Origin of the sequence: Mesorhizobium sp. M7A.F.Ca.CA.002.15.2.1, assembly GCF_003998715.1 — a bacterium.
Lineage (GTDB): Bacteria > Pseudomonadota > Alphaproteobacteria > Rhizobiales > Rhizobiaceae > Mesorhizobium > Mesorhizobium ciceri.
In genome coordinates this window covers 1-5,058 of record NZ_RZPI01000417.1, presented here as the reverse complement: position 1 = coordinate 5,058, position 5,058 = coordinate 1, and the positions used below count along the sequence as shown (strand labels likewise).

At 63.5% G+C, this 5,058-nt stretch carries 4 protein-coding genes and 1 pseudogene; 2 read left to right on the top strand and 3 right to left on the bottom strand.

What is annotated here, in order from left to right:
* Together ENZ74_RS21415 and ENZ74_RS21410 are read right to left on the bottom strand one after the other, a co-directional pair.
* Nucleotides 1-981: pseudogene (locus tag ENZ74_RS21415) on the bottom strand (hypothetical protein); the annotation flags it as partial.
* A gap of 74 nt (nucleotides 982-1,055) precedes the next feature.
* Nucleotides 1,056-2,354: an adenylosuccinate synthase gene (locus tag ENZ74_RS21410; RefSeq protein WP_063169195.1), complete on the bottom strand. Its 1,299-nt coding sequence runs from the start codon at nucleotides 2,352-2,354 to the stop codon at nucleotides 1,056-1,058.
* 208 nt (nucleotides 2,355-2,562) lie between these two features.
* Here ENZ74_RS21410 and ENZ74_RS21405 point away from each other — a divergent pair, with 208 nt between their 5' ends.
* Nucleotides 2,563-3,468 carry a DMT family transporter gene (locus tag ENZ74_RS21405; RefSeq protein ID WP_063169196.1) on the top strand — a complete coding sequence of 302 codons (906 nt, stop codon included), beginning with the start codon at nucleotides 2,563-2,565 and terminating at the stop codon, nucleotides 3,466-3,468.
* Between the two features lie 152 nt (nucleotides 3,469-3,620).
* Nucleotides 3,621-4,085, top strand: a complete 465-nt coding sequence (locus tag ENZ74_RS21400) for a DUF2231 domain-containing protein (protein WP_013529160.1) — start codon at nucleotides 3,621-3,623, stop codon at nucleotides 4,083-4,085.
* Nucleotides 4,086-4,142: 57 nt separating this feature from the next.
* Here the strand turns inward: ENZ74_RS21400 and ENZ74_RS21395 are convergent.
* The coding region (locus tag ENZ74_RS21395; protein WP_281059717.1) for an NAD(P)-dependent oxidoreductase at nucleotides 4,143-5,058 on the bottom strand (916 nt) is incomplete at its 5' end.

Genomic DNA, 5,058 nt, shown 5'->3' with positions numbered 1-5,058 from the left:
GGCGGCATCTGTCGCCGGAGGCGTAGTCGCGGCAGGCGTACCGGCGGCCGGTGCGGAAATCGCCGGTGCGTTCGGGGCCGAGGGCGGGGTGGTCAGCGCCGCGACCGATTCGCCTTCGCCGATGCCGCTTTGGCCACCGGCCGGACCCGGGTCGACTTCACCACCCTGCGGTGTCAGCCGCTGGGTGAATTTCGTGCTTTCGGCTTCCGTGCCGCCAGCCGCGGGCGCCGGCGGCGCTGCCGCGGCATCGGTTGCCGGCTTGGCCGGCGCTGGCTTCACGGGTTCGGTTTTCGCTACCTGATTGCCGCCAAGCCCCAGCATCTTGCCGAAGGCGTCCTTGTTCAGCCAGATGCCGTAGCCGCCGCCGGCAACGACCAGCAGTGCGAAGACGGCCGCGATCAGCCCGCCATAGCTGCGCTTGCGCTCGGCGGGACGCAGGCGCTGGAAGGTATCCGGTACCGGCTCTTCATTGTCTTCGTTGCTGGAAAAGACATCGGCCTCGTCGTCCGCCTCCTCGGCGTTCATGCCTGGAAGAGGCGTGTCGGCGCGAGCCGGCTGGGCAGGCGCCGGCGTCGACCTTTGCCAGCTTGGCTCGACCTTGGCGGCAGGCGGCGGCGCGGGTTGATAGGGCTCGGGCTTGGCGACGGGCGGTGCCGGCCAGGCCGATTCCGCCTTCGCCGGCTGCCTCGTATGGCTTGGCTGGTTCTTGTTGCGATCGATCGACGAAAAGATGTGTTCCAGCTCCGCGAGCGGGTCGGTCTCCGGCACGCTCTTGGCATAATCGCGCTCGACGCTTGTAATGGCGTCTTCCAGCGAACGCATCTGCGTGGCTATGGCTTCGGGAGCCCACGGCGGCGAACGTTCACCAAGCTTCTTCGCTAGCATGGTGCGAACGCTGGCATAGATGCGCGTACGCTTTTCCGGCGTCTCGTCGCCATGCTTGTCGAGCGCGTTTTTCAGAATAGCAACGAAATCTGCCATGCTTCAGTCGACCTGTATTTTGCTTCCGCGTCGGCCCCCGCAAATCAGCCGCGATGCCCGGAAAGGCTCAGAAACTAGTCTTGAAACGGATCGGTCACAAGTATCGTGTCGTCGCGTTCCGGGCTGGTGGAAAGGAGCGCGACCGGTGCGCCGATGAGCTCCTCGATGTAGCGGACATACTTGACCGCCTGGGCCGGCAGATCATTCCAGCTGCGCGCGCCGGCAGTGGTGCCTTTCCAGCCCTCGAGCGTCTCGTAGACCGGTTCGACACGTGCCTGCGCGCCCTGGCTGGCCGGCAGATAATCGATCATCTCGCCGTCGAGACGGTAACCGGTGCAGACCTTGATCTCGTCCAGCCCGTCAAGCACGTCGAGCTTGGTCAGCGCGATGCCCTTGATGCCGTTGACCGCGACGGCCTGGCGCACCAGCACCGCGTCGAACCAGCCGCAGCGGCGCTTGCGACCGGTGACGACGCCGAATTCATGGCCGCGCGTGCCGAGGAATTCGCCGACCTCGTTCTTCTGCTCGGTCGGGAACGGACCCTCGCCGACGCGTGTCGTATAGGCCTTGGTGATGCCGAGCACATAGCCGATGGCGCCCGGGCCAACGCCGGAGCCGGCGGCAGCCTGTCCGGCAACCGTGTTCGACGAGGTCACGAACGGATAGGTGCCGTGGTCGATATCGAGCAGTGTGCCCTGCGCGCCCTCGAACAGGATGCGCTCGCCAGCCCGGCGCTTGTCGTCGAGGATCTTCCAGACCCGGTCCATATAGGGCAGGATGTCGTCGGCGACCGAGGTTAGTTCCTGCATGATCGTGTCATGCGTGACTTCCGCATGACCAAGCCCGCGACGCAGCGCATTGTGGTGCGTCAGCAGCCTGTCGATTTTCAAGGGCAGTGTTTCCAAATCCGCCAAATCCATCACCCTGACCGCGCGCCGGCCCACCTTGTCCTCATAGGCGGGGCCGATGCCGCGACGGGTCGTGCCAATCTTCGTCCCGGAATTGGATGCGGCGTCCTCACGAAATCCGTCCAGCTCTCGATGCAGGGACAGGATAAGCGCTGTGTTTTCGGCTATTTTCAGGCGATCCGGCGCTACTTCGACACCTTGCGCCTTGAGTTTTGCCACCTCGGCGACGAAAGCGTGCGGGTCGAACACGACGCCATTGCCGATGATGGACAGCTTGCCGTGGCGCACGACGCCCGACGGAAGCAACGACAGCTTGTAGACCTTGCCGTCGACGACCAGCGTATGGCCGGCATTGTGGCCGCCCTGGAAACGCACCACGACATCGGCGCGCTCCGACAGCCAGTCGACGATCTTGCCCTTGCCTTCGTCACCCCACTGCGAGCCGACGACCACCACATTGGCCATGTTTCTTTTCCCTTGAGACGCCGCCAAGCGGCTTGAATATGGTTCGAAACGACAGGCCTCTATAACGTCAAGACCTCGCGAGCGCGACCTTTCTTTGCCGTCGAAAATGCCCTGAGGCACAACAATTTTCGGCTTTGACATCATTTACTTGGGCGAGCGAGGGCAATAGGCCGGCAAACACCGCAGCTCCGGCGACTGGAATCCCGCGATGCATCGAAGCGCCTACATATTCCTGCTGCTCACCACCTTGCTTTGGGGTGGAAATTCGGTGGCCGGCAAGCTGGCGGTCGATCACGTCTCGCCGATGACGCTGGTCTTCCTGCGCTGGGTGCTGGCCGTGGCGATCATGCTGCCCATCGGCTGGAAGACCATCCAGAAGGACTGGCCGGTAGTCCGCAAGCACTGGTTCGTGCTGGTCGCCCTCGGCGCCAGCGGCTTCACCCTGTTCAACACCATCTTCTACACGGCGCTCAACTACACGACAGCGATCAATGTCTCGATCGAACAGGCGGCGATGCCGATCCTGATCATGACTGCCAATTTCGTCTTCTTCCGCCTGCGCGTGAACTGGGCGCAGATTGTCGGCGTCGTGCTGACCGTCGCCGGCGTGATCCTCACCGCCTGCCATGGCGACCCGCGCCGGCTGTTGACGCTGGAACTCAATTTCGGTGACGCCATCATGCTGGTCGCAGTCTTTCTCTACAGCGGCTATTCGGTGGGGTTGCGGCTGAAGCCGGTGATGCACTGGCAGAGCCTGATGCTGGCCCTGTCGGTTTCGGCACTCGTCACCTCGTTGCCGTTCTTCCTGTGGGAGGTCCTCGCCGGCAAGGTCATCATGCCCGACGCGCGCGGCTGGACCGTCATCGTCTATACGGCGATCGGCGCATCGGTCGTTTCGCAGATCTTCTACATCAGGGGCAACGAGCTGATCGGCGCCAACCGCGCCGGCCTGTTCATCAATCTGGTGCCGATCTTCGGCACGCTGCTGTCGGTGCTGATCGTCGGCGAGACGTTCCAGCTCTATCAGGCGCTGGCCTTGGTGCTCGTGCTGGGCGGCATCGGGCTTGCCGAATACAGCGGGCGCAAGATGGCGGTGGCGGACCACCGCGGATGACATTTGGCGGCTGACGCCCTCCGCCGTCGCGGTAATCACGCGAACGGCCTGGACTTCGCCAATGGCGCGGAAACAGCGGCATGAATCCTGCCGCGTCCCCTACTTGGAACATTTCACCTCCAGCGGAGTTTGAACGCCAGGGAGGCGACATGATGAGCCACAACCCTCGCAGCACGGCAAGCATTGCTGGTCACCCTATCCACCCGATGCTGATTCCGTTTCCGATTGCCTTTTTTGTCGGCACCTTCGTTTGCGACCTTATCTTCTGGCGAACAGCCGATCCTGGATGGGTCACCGGGTCGCTTTGGCTTCTCGGCGCAGGCCTGATCATGGCTGCCCTGGCTGCGCTTGCTGGCTTGACGGATGTTCTCGGCGATGTGCAGGTCCGCAATCTCACGACGGCATGGCTCCATGCCGGCGGCAATGTACTCGTCGTGTTGATCGAGCTTTACAACTGGTACTCGCGGTATGCCGGCGGAGCGGCGGCCGTGATGCCAACCGGCATCGTCCTATCGCTGATCGTGGTTCTCATCTTGCTGTTTACGGGCTGGAAGGGCTGGGAACTGGTCTACCGACATCGCGTGGGTGTCTCCGATGGCTCGGACGAGTTGACATGAACCGGCCGCCGCGGCGGCCGGCGTCAACGAGGTGGGTCGGCGACCGCCTGTCCTCAATCACATCGCGTTGACGTCGAACTGCAGCCGCTTGGCCGAGTCGATCGACTTGTGCGCCTTGACCTTTTCCAGCACGGCTTCCGGGAACGGCGCGTCGAGATAGAGCAGCGCTATGGCATCGCCGCCCGGCCGGTTGCGGCCGAGCTGGAAGTTGGCGATGTTGACGCCATTCTCGCCGCAGACGGTGCCGAGCAGGCCGATGATGCCCGGCGCGTCCGCATTGGTGGTGTAGAGCATGTGCTGGCCGACCTCGGCATCGAGGTTGATGCCCTTGATCTGGATGAAGCGTGGCTTGCCATCCGAGAAGCATGTGCCGGCGATCGAGCGCGTCATGTGCTCGGTCTTCACCGTCAGCTTGATATAGCCGTCGAACACGCCCGACTTGTCGCGCTTGACCTCGGCCACGATGATGCCGCGCTCCTTCACCATGATCGGCGCCGACACCATGTTGACGTCCGAGACCTGAGGCCGGATCAGCCCGGCGAGTGCTGCACTGATCAGCGCGCGCGTGTTCATCGTCGCGGTCGAGCCGTCGAACAGGATCTCCACCTCCTTGATCGGATCCTCGGTGACCTGGCCGACAAAGGCGCCGAGCACCTCGGCGAGCTTGACGAACGGCTTCAGCCGCGGCGCCTCCTCGGCGGTGATCGACGGCATGTTGATGGCGTTGGAGACGGCGCCCTTGATCAGATAGTCGGCCATCTGCTCGGCAACCTGCAGCGCGACATTCTCCTGGGCCTCCGTCGTCGAGGCGCCGAGATGCGGCGTCGCCACCACATTCTCCATGCCGAACAGTTCGTTGTTCTCGGCCGGTTCGACCTCGAAGACGTCGACGCCAGCGCCGGCCACCTTGCCACTCTTCAGCGCTGCGACCAGATCGGCCTCGACGATCAGACCGCCGCGTGCGCAATTGATG

What these genes read in the sequence shown, in the direction of transcription:
- ENZ74_RS21410 (WP_063169195.1), bottom strand. Translation starts at nt 2,354, where the DNA reads ATGGCCAATGTGGTGGTCGTCGGCTCGCAGTGGGGTGACGAAGGCAAG.
- ENZ74_RS21405 (WP_063169196.1), top strand. Translation starts at nt 2,563, where the DNA reads ATGCATCGAAGCGCCTACATATTCCTGCTGCTCACCACCTTGCTTTGG.
- ENZ74_RS21400 (WP_013529160.1), top strand. Translation starts at nt 3,621, where the DNA reads ATGAGCCACAACCCTCGCAGCACGGCAAGCATTGCTGGTCACCCTATC.